At 62.3% G+C, this 16,256-nt stretch carries 17 protein-coding genes; 11 read left to right on the top strand and 6 right to left on the bottom strand.

Features of this window, described 5'->3' with window-relative positions; translation table 11 throughout:
• Positions 1-221 precede the first annotated feature (221 nt).
• The 3 genes from J2Z31_RS18025 to secA form a co-directional block, all read right to left on the bottom strand.
• Complete coding sequence (locus tag J2Z31_RS18025) at positions 222-1,496, bottom strand: GNAT family N-acetyltransferase (protein WP_209603053.1); 1,275 nt, start codon at positions 1,494-1,496, stop codon at positions 222-224.
• On the bottom strand, positions 1,493-2,887 hold the full coding sequence (locus J2Z31_RS18020; RefSeq protein WP_209603726.1) for a lipopolysaccharide biosynthesis protein: 1,395 nt from the start codon (positions 2,885-2,887) through the stop codon (positions 1,493-1,495). Before J2Z31_RS18020 ends, J2Z31_RS18025 begins: the two co-directional genes overlap by 4 nt.
• Positions 2,888-3,147: 260 nt before the next feature.
• A complete protein-coding gene (gene secA, locus J2Z31_RS18015) occupies positions 3,148-5,853 on the bottom strand; it encodes a preprotein translocase subunit SecA (protein ID WP_209603052.1) in 2,706 nt (901 codons plus the stop codon).
• Between the two features lie 261 nt (positions 5,854-6,114).
• Here secA and J2Z31_RS18010 point away from each other — a divergent pair, with 261 nt between their 5' ends.
• From J2Z31_RS18010 to J2Z31_RS17985, 6 genes are all read left to right on the top strand, one after another.
• Positions 6,115-6,972: a peptidylprolyl isomerase gene (locus J2Z31_RS18010; protein ID WP_209603049.1), complete on the top strand. Its 858-nt coding sequence runs from the start codon at positions 6,115-6,117 to the stop codon at positions 6,970-6,972.
• A 115-nt stretch (positions 6,973-7,087) separates the two neighbouring features.
• Positions 7,088-8,329, top strand: coding sequence for a bifunctional glutamate N-acetyltransferase/amino-acid acetyltransferase ArgJ (gene argJ / locus J2Z31_RS18005; RefSeq protein WP_209603047.1), 1,242 nt, complete (start codon positions 7,088-7,090; stop codon positions 8,327-8,329).
• A 27-nt stretch (positions 8,330-8,356) separates the two neighbouring features.
• A complete protein-coding gene (locus J2Z31_RS18000; protein ID WP_209603045.1) occupies positions 8,357-9,181 on the top strand; it encodes a GNAT family N-acetyltransferase in 825 nt (274 codons plus the stop codon).
• The gene (locus tag J2Z31_RS17995; protein WP_209603043.1) at positions 9,165-9,578 is read left to right on the top strand and encodes a (deoxy)nucleoside triphosphate pyrophosphohydrolase; all 414 of its coding nucleotides are present in this window, start codon (positions 9,165-9,167) and stop codon (positions 9,576-9,578) included. The genes J2Z31_RS18000 and J2Z31_RS17995 overlap by 17 nt, the downstream gene beginning before the upstream one ends.
• 244 nt (positions 9,579-9,822) lie before the next feature.
• Positions 9,823-10,140 (top strand): hypothetical protein, encoded by a 318-nt coding sequence (locus tag J2Z31_RS17990; protein WP_209603041.1) that lies wholly within the window; start codon positions 9,823-9,825, stop codon positions 10,138-10,140.
• Between the two features lie 71 nt (positions 10,141-10,211).
• Positions 10,212-10,379: a Flp family type IVb pilin gene (locus J2Z31_RS17985; RefSeq protein ID WP_209603040.1), complete on the top strand. Its 168-nt coding sequence runs from the start codon at positions 10,212-10,214 to the stop codon at positions 10,377-10,379.
• Between the two features lie 8 nt (positions 10,380-10,387).
• On the opposite strand, the gene J2Z31_RS17980 is transcribed toward J2Z31_RS17985, so the two are convergent.
• Positions 10,388-11,287 carry a methyltransferase domain-containing protein gene (locus J2Z31_RS17980; protein WP_209603038.1) on the bottom strand — a complete coding sequence of 300 codons (900 nt, stop codon included), beginning with the start codon at positions 11,285-11,287 and terminating at the stop codon, positions 10,388-10,390.
• A gap of 58 nt (positions 11,288-11,345) precedes the next feature.
• Between J2Z31_RS17980 and J2Z31_RS17975 the strand changes: the two genes are divergently transcribed.
• The 4 genes from J2Z31_RS17975 to J2Z31_RS17960 all read left to right on the top strand — a co-directional run bounded on the left by J2Z31_RS17975 (position 11,346) and on the right by J2Z31_RS17960 (position 13,879).
• Positions 11,346-12,113, top strand: a complete 768-nt coding sequence (locus J2Z31_RS17975) for a ComF family protein (RefSeq protein WP_209603036.1) — start codon at positions 11,346-11,348, stop codon at positions 12,111-12,113.
• Between the two features lie 135 nt (positions 12,114-12,248).
• Positions 12,249-12,506 carry a glutaredoxin 3 gene (grxC, locus tag J2Z31_RS17970; RefSeq protein ID WP_209603724.1) on the top strand — a complete coding sequence of 86 codons (258 nt, stop codon included), beginning with the start codon at positions 12,249-12,251 and terminating at the stop codon, positions 12,504-12,506.
• Positions 12,507-12,596: 90 nt separating this feature from the next.
• A complete protein-coding gene (locus J2Z31_RS17965; RefSeq protein WP_209603033.1) occupies positions 12,597-13,454 on the top strand; it encodes a carbon-nitrogen hydrolase family protein in 858 nt (285 codons plus the stop codon).
• Positions 13,451-13,879 carry a DUF1178 family protein gene (locus J2Z31_RS17960; RefSeq protein WP_209603032.1) on the top strand — a complete coding sequence of 143 codons (429 nt, stop codon included), beginning with the start codon at positions 13,451-13,453 and terminating at the stop codon, positions 13,877-13,879. Before J2Z31_RS17965 ends, J2Z31_RS17960 begins: the two co-directional genes overlap by 4 nt.
• A 135-nt stretch (positions 13,880-14,014) precedes the next feature.
• Here the strand turns inward: J2Z31_RS17960 and ubiG are convergent, their stop codons facing one another.
• Positions 14,015-14,761 carry a bifunctional 2-polyprenyl-6-hydroxyphenol methylase/3-demethylubiquinol 3-O-methyltransferase UbiG gene (gene ubiG / locus J2Z31_RS17955; RefSeq protein ID WP_209603031.1) on the bottom strand — a complete coding sequence of 249 codons (747 nt, stop codon included), beginning with the start codon at positions 14,759-14,761 and terminating at the stop codon, positions 14,015-14,017.
• Positions 14,762-14,869: 108 nt separating this feature from the next.
• Entirely contained in the window at positions 14,870-15,415 is a 546-nt protein-coding gene (locus J2Z31_RS17950) for a dihydrofolate reductase family protein (RefSeq protein WP_209603029.1), read from the bottom strand.
• Between the two features lie 165 nt (positions 15,416-15,580).
• Between J2Z31_RS17950 and J2Z31_RS17945 the strand changes: the two genes are divergently transcribed.
• Positions 15,581-16,096 carry a class I SAM-dependent methyltransferase gene (locus J2Z31_RS17945; protein ID WP_234939528.1) on the top strand — a complete coding sequence of 172 codons (516 nt, stop codon included), beginning with the start codon at positions 15,581-15,583 and terminating at the stop codon, positions 16,094-16,096.
• Positions 16,097-16,256 lie beyond the last annotated feature (160 nt).

Here is a 16,256-nt window from a genome sequence, read left to right as displayed (position 1 = left end):
ACAGTGGAACGGCAGCCTGCCCCCTCAGGCCTGCCGGAGATTGACTCGCGGCCGGCTAATCATGCGATCAAAGCGCTTGAGCTTGACACATAGAGCCTGGAGGGACAGAACGCCTGCCCGTTGATGGGCACACGTGCGTGCCACATCGGCCCTCCCCGTTGTGGGGGAGATGGCCGGCAGGCCAGAGGGGGTAGATTCCCGATCCGTTAGTCCTCACATTCCTATCGCCCCGCCAGCGCCCGTATCTTGTCGCGCAGCATCCGCGCCATGTTGCGGGTGTTGCGATAGAGGTGAAGCTGCGTCGCCACCTGGCGCACGTCTCGGTCGCGGTCCTGCCGCAAGCCGATAACGAGGGTGCCCATCTCTTCGCGCTCCTGCCAGAAGCGCGCAAGCATCGGATGGTCGGGCACGGCGCAGGAATCGGAGCGGACGATGTTGGCGTCGTCGAGGTGCCATTCCGTCAGCTGAGCGAGCAGCAGCTTGCCGGGCGAGAATTTCGCGTAGCGTTCGTCGTAGGCGGTTTTCCATGTGTAGGCCTCGCCGGCCATCAGGAACACGACCATAGCGGCTATCGCCTTGCCGTCGAGATCGAGCGTGTGGATGCGCACGCAGTCAGCTTCGGCAAGATTGGTGATCGACTCTCTTGCGAAGGCGGCGCGATAGCGGTCCATGATCATGGCGCTGCGCTCGCGGCCCTTCCAGCCGGAGGCCTCCAGCGCCAGGAACTCTTCCGTTCGCCAGCGGATCTCCTCCGGCTGGCGTGCGACGCAATAGCGAAGCTCGCCGCATTTCTCGAGATTGGTCCACTGCCGCTTCAGATCCCTGAAATGCGGCCGGCTGATCGCCTTGCGCAGATAGGTCTGGCCGTCGAGCAGGCTCTCCAGCATTGGCCGCTCGAAGGTGTCGGTCACCGTTAGCGGCAGGTTCTCGCCGATCGCGACGGCGCGGGCGAGCCGCGCGAACTTGCCCTTGAGCCGCACGTCGGGCAGCACCAGCACCTGCGGCAGGCTGGAATCGGGTGCGGCAAGCGCCCGGTAGAAGTTGCTGATCGTCTCGGCCGCGCCTTCCGCGTCGAGAAGAGGAACGCCCATTGGTCCGAAGGAATTGGACCAGGCACGAATTATGGGCGCGCCGATCGAAAATCCCGGCTTCTCGACCGAAAACGGCATTACGAAACGCATGCGGCTGCTGCGCTCGTTCTCGTCGCGAATGACGGCGAGGCGAATGACCCGCTCCTCGAGCCGCGGCATCGCCGGTGCGAGGAACCGGCCGGTGAAGAAGACATTCGGCTCGATGGCGCGATTGGAAAGGAAGTCGAGCTCTCGCTGCAGCTCGTAGCCGGCGCGCGCCGGATAAATCGCGAGATGGCGCCCCGGCCGCCCCACCATCATCACCCGCTCGGCATGAGACGCATTGAGGTCCGGCCGCACCAATCCGGGGGGCAGGCGATTCGTCCTGCCACTCAACTCGCCGGGAAGCTGGATATTGCCGCTCATGGCCTGATCGCCTCCTTCTCGTCGCTAATGCTCCTTCCACCCGCAAACGCGAACAGCGTGAAGCCGAATGTGTGCCTCACCCCGACGTACAGGATGATCGCTTCCACAAACATCGCGCCGGCTGTCGCCGATGCCGCCCCTGTCAGGCCGAAGAGCGGCACGAGCGTCGCGTTAAGCGCGACATTGGCGGCGAGCGCCACCGCATAGAGAGCGACGCAAAGCTTCTGCCGCCCGGCCATGGTGAGGAGTGTTTCAGCCGGGCCCACGAAGGCCTTGGCGAGAATCCCGATTAGCAGGATCGCCATCAGCGGTGCACCGGCGGGGAATGCCGGGCCGAACAGCGAAAGCAGAAGGGGTCCGGCGAGGACGACCGTGCAGCCGATCGCCAGCGATGGCCAGAAGGACCAGCGCGCGCTTTCGATGGCGATTTCCGTCAGTTGATCAAGGTCGCGCACGGCCATCGCCCCCGACAATCGGGGACCAGCCGCGGCCTTCACTGCGAACATCACGAAATGCACGAGCGCCATCGTCTTGGCTGCGGCAAAGTAGACCGCCACGTCGTCCGGCTTCAGGTACAGGCCGACAATGACGACGTCGGCATTGGTGAGCAGGAAGCCGAAGCCATCGACAAGGAAGATTGGTACTGAGACGCGCAGCCATCGCCCGAGTTCGATCCTCATGGGGCCTGTCGCATATTGCCGGCCGAGCCGCCACACCATGGCGAGGAACTGTCCGAGCGCGGTGACATAGGTCGCCGCCAGCGCGGCCGCCATGGCCGTTATCGCGTCGTGCGGCAGGCCGGCGTGAATGGCACCAAGCATGAACGCTAAAATGAGCAGCGGTCGCACGATGAAGGTCGGGCTCAGCGCCGCGATCGGCCAGGCATGAGCACGCGCCGTGCCATCCATTACGTCGCCGAGCGCGATCATCGGCAGCGCGCAGAGGCCGAGATAGAGCGGAACGATGTAGTAGTTCTCGATGTCGAGTCCAAAGAGCCAGAGCCCGACGGCAGCGCCTGCGGCAAGCGTGCTCGCGGACACGAGAGCAAAAATGCGCGCCGTGGTCGTGAGCCCGCGGATTTCGGCAAGAGCCGACGTCGTGTGATATTCCGGCAGGAAGCGGATGACGGCCGAATGCAGACCGAGGCAGGACAGGTTTCCGAACAGGATGGCCATCACCCAGACGAAAATGAAGACGCCGTATTCGAATTCGCCCATGAGGCGCGCAAGCTCGATCTGCGAGACGAAGGCGATCGCGGCGCTTAAGGTTCTTATCGCGAAGGCGATGATCGCCACGCGTTGCGCCAGGCTTCTGGAATCGGCACCGGACACTATGACCGCAAGCCGTTCAAAGACAATCGACAGGTGGTCTCTCAGCGCCGGCGGCAGCATTCGTCCGGCCGATTGACATACCGCCATGAACACGAGGACACCCTGAGATTACGCAATACAGGGGCTCATCTTGCCAGATCAGCGTTAACAAAGTGTTCAGCGGCGGATGCGGGGCATGCCGAAACTCTGACCGCGTTCGGGTCTGGGGAGGCAAGGGTAGAAGTGCAATGTCGCCCCTTGCGTCTCACAGCAAAGGAGACATGTCGTAGAATCGTACGGCTCAAGCTTCCAGGTCGATCCGACCTTGGAAGCTTCGTGCTCTAGGCCACGTATGCGCCGTGGCAATGCTTGTACTTCTTGCCCGAACCGCAGGGGCAGGGCTCATTGCGAGCCACCTTGCCCCAGCTCGACGGGTCGGCCGGGTTGCGGTTCTCCGCGGCGGTTTCAAGCAGGGCGGCCTGGGCGAAGTCGTCCTCGCCGGTGAGCGGGTCGATGTGATGGGCTTCCATCGGCGGCAGCGGCTGCGGCTCTTGCGGAGTTTCCCGCACCAGCTCGACGCGCATCAGCTGCGCCGTCACGGCCTGGCGGAGATTGACGAGCAGGGCCTGGAACAGCTCGAAAGCCTCGGACTTATATTCCTGCAGAGGGTCTCGCTGGGCGTAGCCGCGGAACCCGATCACCGAGCGGAGATGGTCGAGATTGACGATGTGCTCGCGCCAGAGGTGATCGAGCGTCTGCAGAACAACCGAGCGTTCGACATATTGCATGATGTCCGGACCGAAGCGTTCCGCCCGTTCGGCGGCGGCCTTGTCGACGGCGGCGGTTATGCGCTCGAGGATATCGTCCTCGGCGATGCCTTCTTCCGCGGCCCATTCTACGACGGGAAGATCGAGGTTCAGATATTGCTGGACGTCCGCCTTGAGCCCTTCCATGTCCCACTGTTCGGCATAGGCCCGCTCCGGGATGCGCTTGGAGACGACGTCCTCGATGACCTCGTTGCGCATGTCGGCCACGGTCTCGCCGACATCGGCGGCGTCCATCAGCTCGAGGCGTTGCTCGAAGATGACCTTGCGCTGGTCGTTGAGCACGTCGTCATATTTCAGGAGATTCTTGCGGATGTCGAAGTTGCGAGCCTCGACCTTCTTCTGGGCGCGTTCAAGCGCCTTGTTGATCCAGGGATGGACGATCGCCTCACCTTCCTTGAGGCCGAGTTTCTGCAGCATGCCGTCCATGCGGTCGGAGCCGAAGATGCGCATCAGGTCGTCCTGCAGGGACAGGAAGAATTTCGAGCGGCCGGGATCCCCCTGGCGGCCCGAGCGGCCGCGTAGCTGGTTATCGATGCGGCGGCTTTCATGCCGCTCGGTCGCGAGAACGTAAAGGCCCCCGGCGGCGAGTGCCTTCTCCTTGAGCTTCTGGACCTCTTCGCGGATCGCCCTTTCGCGCGCCTCGCGCTCCGGACCCGGCTCAATCTCGGCCAGCTCCTGCTGGATGCGCATGTCCGGATTGCCACCGAGCTGGATGTCGGTACCGCGGCCGGCCATATTGGTGGCGATCGTGATGGCACCAGGCACACCCGCCTGCGCCACGATATAGGCTTCCTGCTCGTGATAACGGGCGTTCAGCACCTGGAACTTGGAGAAGCCGCTCTTCTTCAGCATATCCGCGAGCAGTTCCGATTTCTCGATCGAGGTGGTACCGACCAGCATCGGCTGGCCGCGCTCGTGCGCCGCCTTGATTTCGTCGATGATCGCCTTGTACTTCTCGCCGGCCGTGCGGTAGACCTCGTCGTCCTCGTCGGTGCGCTTGATCGGCAGGTTGGTCGGCACTTCGAGCACTTCAAGGCCGTAAATGTTGCCGAATTCCTCCGCCTCCGTCGCAGCGGTGCCGGTCATGCCCGCAAGCTTCTCGTACATGCGGAAGTAGTTCTGGAAGGTGATCGAGGCAAGGGTCTGGTTTTCCGGCTGGATCTGCACCTTTTCCTTGGCTTCGAGCGCCTGATGCTGGCCTTCGGAATAGCGGCGGCCCGGCATCATACGGCCGGTGAATTCGTCGATAATGACGACCTCGCCGTTGCGTACGATGTAGTCCTTGTCGCGCGTGAAGAGCTTGTGGGCCTTCAGCGCATTGTTGACGTGATGGACGATCGCGACGTTCTCGATGTCATAGAGCGACTCGCCCTTCAGGAGACCCGCCTGGCGCAGCAGGTTCTCGAGCTTCTCGGTGCCTTGCTCAGAGAAATTGGCCGAGCGCTGCTTTTCGTCGATCTCGTAGTCTTCCGGAGCGAGCAGAGGGATGAAGTCGTTGATCGTGTTGTAGAGGTCCGAGCGGTCGTCGAGCGGACCGGAGATGATGAGCGGCGTGCGTGCTTCGTCCACGAGGATCGAGTCGACCTCATCGACAATCGCGAAGAAGTGACCGCGTTGCACCATCTGCGAGCGCTCGTATTTCATGTTGTCGCGCAGATAGTCGAAGCCGAGCTCGTTGTTTGTGGCGTAGGTGACGTCGCAGGCATAGGCGTCGCGACGTTGTTCGTCGGTGAGGCCATGGATGATGACGCCCGTCGTCAAGCCGAGAAAGCCGTAGATGCGGCCCATCATGCCGGCATCGCGCTGGGCGAGATAGTCGTTGACGGTGACGACGTGCACGCCCTTGCCGGCAAGCGCGTTCAGATAGACCGGAAGAGTGGCCACAAGCGTCTTGCCTTCGCCGGTCTTCATTTCCGAGATGGCGCGCTCGTGCAGGATCATGCCGCCGATGAGCTGGACATCGAAGGGCCGCAGGCCGAGCACGCGGCGCGCCGCCTCGCGAACGACCGCAAAGGCCGGAACGAGGATGTCGTCGAGGGTCTTGCCTTCGGAAAGCTCACGGCGAAACTCGACCGTCTTTGCGGCCAGCGCTTCGTCGCTCAGGGCTTGCATTCCGGCTTCGAGGGCGTTGATGGCATCCACCCGACCCTGGTAGCCGCGGACGCGGCGATCGTTGGCAGAGCCGAACAACTTGCGGGCAAGGCCGCCGAGACTGACCATTCGAATGGTCCTTTCCTTATTTGTCGCATGGGGGTTTCAAGGTTCGGAGGTTCAGGTCGGGGCCTGAAAAACCGCGGAATGCCGTGAAACGCCCGGAAAACTGTTCTGGACGCGAGGTTGCGTGACAGATAAGAGGGGGGTCGGATTATGTCAACGCACTTGCACGGCCAGGCGGCTGCAGAACTGCCACATTCTGGTGTTGTGCAGCCCCTTGCGGTCCGAGGCAATCGCGCTGACGGTCAATCGTGAAAGGTTAGAGAAATGTCCAGATACAAGAGCCTGGCGGCTGCGGCACTTGTCGCGCTGGTGGCGGCAAGCGGCGCCGCCCTCGCCCAAGACACCGATCCGGTCATCGCGAAAGTCGGCGATCAGGAAGTCCGCCAATCGGAGCTTGACCTTGCCATCAGCAGTCTCGATCCGCAGCTTCAGCGCATGCCGGAAGAGCAGAAGCGTGCAGCGGCGCTTTCCTCCGTCATCGACGTCAAGCTCCTGGTCAAGGACGCCGAGAAGGAAGGGCTCCAGAACGATGAGACCTTCAAGCAGCGCGTCGCCTTCATCACCGAGCGCGAGCTTCACAACGCCTTTTTCAAGAAGCATGTCGTCGACGCAGTCACGAAGGAAGAGGTGAAGGCGCGCTATGACAAGGAAATCGCTGCGATCCCGCCCCAGGAGGAGGTGAAGGCGCGCCATATCCTAGTGAAGACCGAAGAGGAAGCGAAGGCGATCATCAAGGAGCTTGAAGCGGGCAAGAGCTTCGTCGAACTCGCCAAGGCCAAGTCCACCGATCCGAACAAGGACGACGGCGGCGATCTCGGCTATTTCACCAAGGGTCGGATGGTGCCGGAATTCGAGGCGGCCGCTTTCGCGCTCGAGAAGGGCGCCTATACCAAGGAGCCGGTGAAGACGCAGTTCGGCTATCACGTCATCCTCGTCGAGGATAAGCGGCCGCAGGCACCGCCGAAGCTCGAGGAGGTCGAGCCGCAGGTTCGCCAGCTCGTCATGCGCGACAAATACCTTGCTCTCCTGGCTTCGGCGAAAAAGACGACCGAGGTCGAGATCTCCGATCCGGAGCTGAAAAAAGCCTATGACGCGGCCAACGCAGCGCGGGAAGCCCGGTGAGCTTCCGCGCCTGACTTTGCTGGCGCCCGGCCCATGACCAGAACAAATGCCCGGCGGCTGAATGCCGTTCGGGCATTTCCCGCACCCTTCAAAGGCTCAAAAGCAGGTTCGTCCAATGTCCGGTTCCGTTTCTCCGCTCGCTCCGAAAACCTTCGCCGAGATGCCGGCGGTACGCGGAGTGCGCATGGCGACCGCGGCCGCGGGCATCAAATATAAGAATCGCACGGACGTGCTGATGATGATCTTCGATCAGCCGGCGGCTGTCGCCGGCGTCTTCACGCGATCGAAATGCCCTTCCGCGCCGGTCGATTTCTGCCGGAAAAACCTGCCCGGCGGGTTTGCGCGTGCCGTGGTCGTCAATTCCGGCAACGCCAATGCGTTTACTGGCAAGAAGGGCAAGGAGGCGACCGAGCTCACCGCGAAATCCGCGGCCGCGGCCACTGGCTGCAGCGAGAGCGAGGTCTTTCTGGCATCGACGGGTGTCATCGGCGAGCCGCTGGACGCGAGCAAATTTGCTGGCGTGCTCGATGAGCTTGCCAGATCGGCCAGGGAGGACTTCTGGTTCGAGGCGGCCAAAGCGATCATGACCACCGACACCTACCCGAAGGTCGCGACCCGAAGTGCAGAGATCAACGGCGTCCAGGTCACGATCAACGGGATCGCCAAGGGAGCCGGCATGATTGCGCCGGACATGGCGACCATGCTCTCCTTCGTGGTGACCGACGCCGATATTGCCCCGGCCGCCCTTCAGGCGTTGCTTTCGGCAGGAGTCGGCCCGAGCTTCAATTCCGTGACCGTCGACAGCGACACCTCCACCTCCGACACACTGATGCTGTTTGCAACTGGTGCGGCCGCAAAGGACGGGCAGGCACGGGTCGAAGACGCTGCAGACCCGCGGCTTCAATTCTTCCGCGTCGCGCTCAATGACCTTCTGCGAGACCTGGCGCTGCAGGTGGTGCGCGATGGCGAGGGCGCGCGCAAGATGGTGGAAGTGACGGTCGAAGGTGCCGAGAACGACGCGGCAGCCAAGCGCATTGCGCTTTCGATCGCCAATTCGCCGCTCGTCAAGACGGCGGTCGCCGGCGAGGACGCGAACTGGGGCCGCGTCGTCATGGCCGTTGGCAAATCCGGAGAGATGGCCGAGCGCGACCGGCTGGCGATCTGGTTTGGCGACGTGCGGGTTGCCGTAGGGGGCGAGCGCGATCCTGCTTATTCGGAAGCGGCGGCAAGCGCGGTGATGAAGGGCGAGACCATTCCGGTCCGTGTCGAGATCGGCCTCGGCTCGGGCCGCGCCACCGTCTATACCTGCGATCTAACCAAGGAATATGTGGAGATCAATGGCGATTACAGAAGTTGACCCGGCGCTGCATCGGGGCACAAGGACATGACGTGGAAAGACAGACAGTCAGGCGACCACCCGACGGCCGAAGCTGTGGTCGACCTTGCGAGCGTGCGGCGCCTGGAAGCGGTCGGCTTCCGCGCATGGCCGGCGAACACGGTGCATTATGATGGCAGCTGGCTGATACGGCTGACCGCCGGTCATCCCTCGAAACGACTGAACTCGGTCAATCCGCTCGACCCCTCGGACTACCGCGACATAGCCATCCGGCTTCAAAAGGCTTCGCAGCGCTTCGCAGAGCACGGTCGCTCGCTGACGGTTCGCCAGACGCCGCTAACGCCGCCGCAGATGATTGCCCATATGGACGCCGAAGGCTGGACCGTCTTCGGGCACAGCCTCGTGCTGGCGCTCGATCTCGCAGAGCGGGACTTCGGCGAAGGGATCGATCATTTGCCAATCAAGGACGTCAGGCGTTTTGCCGATGCGCGCATCCGGATAGGCAAGGAGGATCCGGGGAGCAATCAGGCGCTGGTGGACATCATAAGCGCGATAAAACCCGAAAGCGGGCTTTTCCTTTTCGAAGACCGCGAGATCGGTCCGACCGCGGTTTCGCTCGTCGTCCATGACAACGACCTCGCCGGCATCATGCAGTTCGCGATCGCTGCACCGGTGCGCCGCCAGGGCATTGGAAATGCGCTGCTTGGCACATCGCTGCGCTGGGCGCGCCTTCGCGGGGCGAAGAAGGCTTGGCTCCAGGTCGAGGCAGCCAATGAGGCGGCAATCGAGCTTTATCGCAAGGCCGGTTTCGCCGAGGTCTATCGTTACCTCTATCGCGCGCCGAGGGGTGTAGGACATGGAAATCAAGGATAAGAAGGTCGTGCTCGTCGCGGCTTGCGCGCTGATCGATTCCGATGGGCGTATTCTGCTGGCGCAGCGGCCCCAAGGAAAGCCGCTTTCCGGGCTTTGGGAGTTTCCTGGCGGCAAGGTGGAGGCCGGCGAGACGCCCGAGGAGACTTTGATCCGAGAGCTCGATGAGGAACTGGGGATCCGCACCAAGGTCGCGTGCCTCGCGCCTTTGACCTTCGCGAGTCATAGCTATGATAGCTTCCACCTGTTGATGCCGCTCTACATCTGCCGCCGTTATGAAGGCATTGCAGAAGGGCGTGAGGGGCAGGCGATAAAATGGGTTCGCCCCAAGGCTCTGCGCGACTACCCGATGCCTCCCGCCGACGAGCCGCTGATCCCGTTCCTGATGGATCTGCTTTGACCTAAACAGTGCCGATCTCGGCTCCGAGGCGCGCCATTGATCCGGTTGCGAGGAGTTCCGTCTCCTGAATTCAATTCCCCCGAATTTCGAGGTCTTATTAATCGAACATTTATCACCCGTGAGGCAAAGTCGTCCCAATCGGATTCGGCGCCGTGCCGTTGGCGCCCGTGTCGGCCGGCGTGGTCAGGTTGAAGCTGGGAAGGGTGTTTCACCGCTGCTCTTCAATGAGTTTCGTGAGGCTGGAATGGTGGACGAGGATTTCTGGAGGACAGTTCAGGACAAGGATCTGGTGACGAGCCAGTCCCGTCGGACAGGTGTGCTCAATCTTGCCCTGCTGTTCGGGACGGCGGTTATCGCGCTCACGCTGGTCCTGACGCCGATGCTGTCATCCAAGACAGACAAGCGGATGCTCGCTAACCGGCCGGTCGACTACGATAACATTTCCACCGGCTCGATTCCCTCCGGCACCGGTAAGCGCTATACCGTGCGCCGTAGCGTTCTTCAGGAAATGCCTGGCGCCGTGTGCATCATCGATGCCGATGGCACGAGGAGCGGATGTTGATCTGAGCGGCAAATTCCGCGCAGCTCCAGGACCAATGCAATGGCGAAGCCGTCAAGGCTCGTGGAGGACGCATGCGGAAGCTTAGATATTTCGTTCATAGGCGCGATGGCGCCACCGCTGTGGAATACGGCCTCATCGCGGCATTGATCTCCGTCGGCCTCCTGCTCGGCCTGCAGGCGTTTGCAGGCGAGCTGGAGGAGGTCCTCACCTTCATTGCGGAAACGATCGAAAACGCCTGAAGTGGCGATCAGGAGCCTTTTTCCGAATTCTTTACCGAATGCTCCCTCACGCCAAGGGCATCCGACAGCCTCCGTTGCGCCGATCCTGGCCTCAGCGGCTTCTGCTGACTTTCGTGCGGTGCCCATCCCGACGCATATATGACCGAAAAAGTCGCGCGGACCCGCCCGTCCGGGTCGGCAAAGCGGTCGCCATAGATCTCCGCCGCCTGCATGAAGAAGCGCCTGGACACCGGTATTCGGCTGCGGGCAGCGAGCGGATTGGTCATGCCCATGGCTCTCAAATCCTTCATGAGCCCGAAGAGCGAATCGTAGCGGACCGTGTAGGTCTCGGCGTCGGCCACGGGCAGTGCAAAACCCGCCCGCTGCAGAAGCGCTCCGATGTCGCGAACGTCGGCAAAGGGAATTACCCTGGGGCTTGCCCCGCCGGTCAGCTCGGCTTCGGCGACGAGCAGGGCTTCGCGAAGCTCTTGCAGCGTGCCGTGACCTGGGATCGCCGCAAGGAAGAGGCCATCCGGCTTCAATACGCGGCGCGCCTGGACGAACATGCCGGGCGTGTCATTCGTCAAATGCAGTGAAAGCGGCGAAATCAGCAGATTGAGCGAATCCGGCTCGGCGGGAATGCGTTCGAGGGGAGCAACCGTCACCGGCATCTTGCTTGTCCCAAAGGTGCGATCGGTTTCCACCCGCTCGATCTGGTCAACCTTCCCGGTCTCGGTCAAAAGCCGGGCGGCAGCACCGGTGTAGCCGTGCAATTCCATCGCCCTGCCGAAATGCCGTTCCACGACGCTGACGCGCTCGGCGAGTTCCCGCGCCACGATGTCAAGCAGGAAGGTCGCGCTCGGGTCTCCGCGGCGAAGGGCCCGCCGACGGTTCACCTCGACGAGGCTCTGGTCAAAGATAATTTCCACGATACTCTCTCCGGATCTCGGATTTGAGAGAAACCCAGCCGGGGACAAAGTCAACCTCATGGAATCTGAAAATTGGAGGACGCGCGGAGCGGTATTCTTCAGCCGACTTGGCGCGGCTGTGGTCAATGTCGTCTTCCCCCCGGTCTGCCGCGGCTGCGGCCGGTTGACCGGTGACGCGCATGCCGTCTGCCCTTCCTGCTGGGCGAAACTGCCCTTGATTGAGCGGCCTTATTGCGAGGTGCTCGGCTCTCCCTTTTCCTTCGACCCGGGGGAGGGTGCCATTTCGCCCGAAGCGCTCGCCGACCCACCGATCTTCGACAGGCTTCGCTCGGTCGCCCTGCACGAGGGCATCGCGCGCGATCTGGTCCATGGCCTGAAATATCGCGACCGCACCGATCTGGCGCCAATGATGGCCGAATGGATGATCCGTGCCAGCGATGGCGCCGTCACATCGGCCGACATGATCGTGCCGGTGCCGCTGCATGCCTTTCGCCTCTGGCGGCGGGGATTCAACCAAGCGGCGGAACTGGCGCGGGCGATCGCTGTGGCGGCAGAAAAACCCTATCGGCCGGAAACGCTTCGACGCCTCAAACGCACGAGACGGCAGGTCGGCCTCGGCGTCAGGGCACGCGAGGAAAATGTCCGCGGCGCCTTCGCCGTCCCGCGACGCGTGGGGGCAAGTCTGGCGGGCAAAGCCGTCGTGCTCGTCGACGACGTTTATACGACCGGCGCCACCGTTTCGGCCGCGGCGCGCGCGCTGAAGCGGGCAGGGGTGGGTGAGGTCACCGTTTTGACCTTTGCAAGAGCAATGTCCGGTCCTATATGACTGAAACGTGGTCGCCTTCGGGCGATCGCTGTAGCACTTTGAATCTCTGCATGATTTCCTCTCCAACGGCGATCCGGGAGGCATGCGGCGGCGGTGTCCGGCATATTGCCGGGATGGAAGGAGCAGTTCGAGATCATGGCTTCGGTCGTCATTTATACGCGTCAGTTCTGCGGCTATTGCACCAGGGCAAAGAAGCTTCTCGAAAGCAAGGGCGTCCCCTTTGTGGAGCATGATGCCACTTACGATCCGGCATTGCGCCAGACGATGATCGAGAAGTCCAACGGTCGCAGGACGTTTCCGCAAATTTTCATCAACGATGTCCCCGTCGGCGGTTGCGACGATTTGCATGCGCTTGACCGCGCGGGCAGGCTCGACGAGCTGCTGGCCGCTTGACACTTCGAAATGCGTCGGGCGCGCCAGGAAAATGAATGGAGAAGGTGGTCAGATCGCTTCGGCCCGTCCTTCTCATCCGGAGAAATAGCAATGACCTTCAAGGCTGCCGCCATTCAGATGTGCTCGGGCATCGATCCCGCCAGGAATGTGGAGACGATGGCGAGCCTGGTGAGCGAGGCTGCGTCGCAGGGTGCCGTCTACATCCAGACGCCCGAAATGACCGGCGCCATCCAGCGCGATCGCGAAGGGCTTCGCGCCGTTTTGAAAGACGAGGCGAGCGACCTCGTCGTCCGCGAGGCGGCACGGCTCGCCGGCGAGCTCGATATCTATCTTCACATCGGCTCGACGCCGATAGGTCTCTCGGACGGCAAGATTGCCAATCGCGGATTTCTCTTCGGGCCGGACGGCAAGAAGATCTGCGATTACGACAAGATCCACATGTTCGACGTGGATCTCGCTAATGGCGAGAGTTGGCGTGAAAGCGCCGCCTATCGGCCCGGATCCACGGCCCGCATGGTCGACCTCCCCTTCGGCAAGCTCGGCTTTGCGATTTGCTATGACGTGCGCTTTCCGGAGCTCTTTCGCCGGCAGGCCATCGCCGGAGCAGAGATCATGTCGTTGCCGGCGGCTTTCACCCGCCAGACGGGCGAGGCGCATTGGGAGATCCTGCTGCGCGCGCGGGCGATCGAGAATGGGCTGTTCGTCGTCGCCGCCGCGCAGGCGGGCGCGCATGAAGACGGACGTGAGACATTTGGCCACTCCATGATCATCGATCCCTGGGGCCGTGTATTGGCTCAAGCGGGTCCGGCCGGCGAGGCCGTTATCATGGCCGAGATCGATGTGGCGGCGGCACATGCCGCGCGAGGACGGATTCCGAACCTCAAGAACGCGCGCGATTTCGTACTGGAACAAGTGGTCCCGGCTGGGAAAGGAGGCGTTGCAGCTTGATCCACTACAATCTCATTTGTGACAATGGCCACGCCTTCGAAGGCTGGTTCTCCTCGAGCGATGACTTTGAACGGCAGTCCGAACGCCACCTGATCACCTGTCCCACCTGTACCTCCAGTACCGTCAGCAAGCAATTGATGGCACCGGCGGTCTCGACTGGGCGCAAGAAAGAAGCGCGGCAGGCTCTGGTCATGGATCAGGCGCAGAAGGAAACGATTGCAAAACTCCGCGAGATGGTGAAAACCATCCGTGAAAACGCCGAGGATGTTGGCGAGCGCTTCCCGGAGGAAGCGCGCAAGATCCATTATGGCGAGGCCGGCCAGCGCGGCCTGATCGGCAAGGCGAGCGCGGAAGAGGCGATCGCGCTTTTGGAAGAAGGTATCGAGATCGCGCCGCTGCCTGCGCTTCCCGATGATACGAACTGAGGCGCTTCAAAGAATTTCAAAACCTTTCTCAATCCCGCCCAAGGGCTTGGCGCCCGCGTCAAGCGAGTGCCCGCCTATGGCCGCGGAGCGGCGCGCAGAGGGTGATGGAACGCGGTCGGACGGAGGAGTTCCCGCTTAAATTGGCCGCCTGGCGACGATCATATAGTTGACGTCCATGTCCCTCGACAGGTTCCACTGATTGGAAAGCGGATTGAAGAATACGCCGGTACGGTCGGTGATCTCCATGCCGCTCGCCTGAAGCGGCTTCTCCAATTCCTCCGGGCGCACCAGCTTGTCATATTGATGTGTGCCGCGGGGCAGCCAGCGCAGCAGGTTTTCGGCGGCGAAGATCGCAAGTGCCGCGGCCTTCACAGTGCGATTGATGGTGGCAACGAACATCAAACCGCCGGGCCGTACCATGTGGGCGCAGGTGGTGACGAAGAGGTCGACATCGGCGACATGCTCGACCACTTCCATGTTGAGGATGACATCAAAACTCTCGCCGGCTTCGGCAAGCGCTTCGGCGGTCACCGCACGGTAGTCGACGATAACGCCGCTTCCCGCCGCGTGTGTCCTCGCGATGCCGATATTCCGTTCCGAAGCGTCGGCCCCGAGCACGTCGGCGCCCATCCGCGCCATCGGCTCGGAGAGCAGCCCGCCACCACAACCGATGTCGAGCAGCCGCAGGCCTTCAAGCGGTTGAGGTCTCTTGGGATCGCGGCCGAGATGTTCGCAGACTTTGTCGCGGATATAGGCAAGGCGTACCGGATTGAACTTGTGCAGCGGGCGGAACTTGCCGGTCGGGTTCCACCATTCGGCGGCCATGGCCGAAAAGCGATCCACCTCGCTCTGGTCGATGGTGGTGCGTGCCGTCTCGCTCATCGGGAGCCTCCTCGCCTGGTTTAAGATCCGGGCTTGCCCGGGCTTCGTGGTTCCGATCGTGAAGTCGGACGATCGACAGGCGATGTCAAGAGTGCACTTGTGTCGTGGTCAGGCGTCGGTGGGCTGATAGTGCACGATGGTGACGCCTGATTTCAGGGGGCGGACATGGGTGAGCCTCAGCTTCGTGCGCTTGGGGATGCCCTGGAAGAGCGGGGTGCCCTTGCCGAGCAGCACCGGATTGATGCCGAGGCGGTATTCGTCGACCAGCCCTCTGGCGGTAAGCGTCGCCGCGAAGTTCGCGCTCCCAAAGATGAAAATGGTGCCGCCATCGAGCCGCTTGAGGCGCTCTACCTCGGCGACGGCATCGCCGGAGACGAGCGTCGTATTGTTCCAGTCGGCGCTTTGAAGTGTCCTGGAGAAGACGAATTTCTCGACGCCGTTCATGAAGGTTGCGATGTCTCCCTCGGCCGACGGCCAATAGGCGGCCATCAGCTCATAGGTCACACGACCGAAGAGAAGCGTACCGGTTTGAAGCTGAGTCTCGCCAATATAGGCGGCGAGCTCGTCCTCGAAGACGAACCAGCCGATGTCATGATCCGGAGCTTCAAAGAAGCCGTCGACGCTGACCATGTCCCACATGATGACTTTGCGCATGATTTTCCTCCCGCCGTTTGAGTTCCATCGACGTTGCTGGGCAGAATGGCAGTGCTGGTTCAATTATGCAAGTGGTTTTATTATTGTATCGGTATGGGTTGGCCGTACCGGCGGTTTGTGCTATCCGGCACGCTCCGCCTGCGGAACGAGCGACATGGGGTGGCGATGGGGAATGAGCGGATCGGCTGGGCCGTGGAACTGCTTTCGCCCGAGCCTTGCGAAAGGATTTTGGAGATCGGCTGCGGCCATGGCGTCTCCGTCTCCCAGATCTGCGATCGCCTCGTTGGCGGCCGCATGGTGGCGATCGACCGTTCCGCGGCGATGATCGAAGCTGCCAAACGGCGCAACTCCGGCCATCTTGCTGCCGGGCGCCTCGAACTCCAGCTTGCCGAATTCGCCTGCGCCGAACTTGGCAGCGCCCGCTTCGACAAGGCTTTCGCCATGCGCGTTGGCGTCTTTGCCCGCGGCGATCCCGCACGTGAACTTGCGCGCCTGGCGCGGCATCTGTCGCCCTCAGGTCGCCTGTTCCTCATCCACGACGAACCGTCTCATGGAGCGGCCGACATTGCGCAAGTTCTCGGAGCGGCCGCCTGCCGTAACGGTTGGACCGTCGAGGCGACCCTCACGCGGGCGGTCGAGGGTTGCGACGTTGCTTGCGTGATCGCGCGACCTCCCGTCTGACGGCCATTGCACCCCGTTCCCTGATCCGCTAAGAGACGCCGCGACTTTCCGCTCCCGAAGCGGGACTGGCCGATGTCCAAGACGTCTGTTTAAAAGCTCTTCGAGCGCCAGGGCCCACGAGGGACGCTTTTCTGACGCGCGTTCGCGTGGGCAAACTTGT

The organism is Sinorhizobium kostiense (assembly GCF_017874595.1).
In the GTDB taxonomy this organism is placed as follows: domain Bacteria; phylum Pseudomonadota; class Alphaproteobacteria; order Rhizobiales; family Rhizobiaceae; genus Sinorhizobium; species Sinorhizobium kostiense.
Note: the sequence above shows the minus strand (reverse complement) of the source record. Positions and strands in the feature narration are given on the sequence as shown.

Excerpts from the sequence above, each read along its gene's own strand:
- J2Z31_RS18025 (WP_209603053.1), bottom strand. The coding sequence starts at position 1,496 with ATGAGCGGCAATATCCAGCTTCCCGGCGAGTTGAGTGGCAGGACGAAT.
- J2Z31_RS18020 (WP_209603726.1), bottom strand. The coding sequence starts at position 2,887 with ATGCTGCCGCCGGCGCTGAGAGACCACCTGTCGATTGTCTTTGAACGG.
- secA (WP_209603052.1), bottom strand. The coding sequence starts at position 5,853 with ATGGTCAGTCTCGGCGGCCTTGCCCGCAAGTTGTTCGGCTCTGCCAAC.
- J2Z31_RS18010 (WP_209603049.1), top strand. The coding sequence starts at position 6,115 with ATGTCCAGATACAAGAGCCTGGCGGCTGCGGCACTTGTCGCGCTGGTG.
- argJ (WP_209603047.1), top strand. The coding sequence starts at position 7,088 with ATGTCCGGTTCCGTTTCTCCGCTCGCTCCGAAAACCTTCGCCGAGATG.
- J2Z31_RS18000 (WP_209603045.1), top strand. The coding sequence starts at position 8,357 with ATGACGTGGAAAGACAGACAGTCAGGCGACCACCCGACGGCCGAAGCT.
- J2Z31_RS17995 (WP_209603043.1), top strand. The coding sequence starts at position 9,165 with ATGGAAATCAAGGATAAGAAGGTCGTGCTCGTCGCGGCTTGCGCGCTG.
- J2Z31_RS17990 (WP_209603041.1), top strand. The coding sequence starts at position 9,823 with ATGGTGGACGAGGATTTCTGGAGGACAGTTCAGGACAAGGATCTGGTG.
- J2Z31_RS17985 (WP_209603040.1), top strand. The coding sequence starts at position 10,212 with ATGCGGAAGCTTAGATATTTCGTTCATAGGCGCGATGGCGCCACCGCT.
- J2Z31_RS17975 (WP_209603036.1), top strand. The coding sequence starts at position 11,346 with ATGGAATCTGAAAATTGGAGGACGCGCGGAGCGGTATTCTTCAGCCGA.
- grxC (WP_209603724.1), top strand. The coding sequence starts at position 12,249 with ATGGCTTCGGTCGTCATTTATACGCGTCAGTTCTGCGGCTATTGCACC.
- J2Z31_RS17965 (WP_209603033.1), top strand. The coding sequence starts at position 12,597 with ATGACCTTCAAGGCTGCCGCCATTCAGATGTGCTCGGGCATCGATCCC.
- ubiG (WP_209603031.1), bottom strand. The coding sequence starts at position 14,761 with ATGAGCGAGACGGCACGCACCACCATCGACCAGAGCGAGGTGGATCGC.
- J2Z31_RS17950 (WP_209603029.1), bottom strand. The coding sequence starts at position 15,415 with ATGCGCAAAGTCATCATGTGGGACATGGTCAGCGTCGACGGCTTCTTT.
- J2Z31_RS17945 (WP_234939528.1), top strand. The coding sequence starts at position 15,581 with ATGGGGAATGAGCGGATCGGCTGGGCCGTGGAACTGCTTTCGCCCGAG.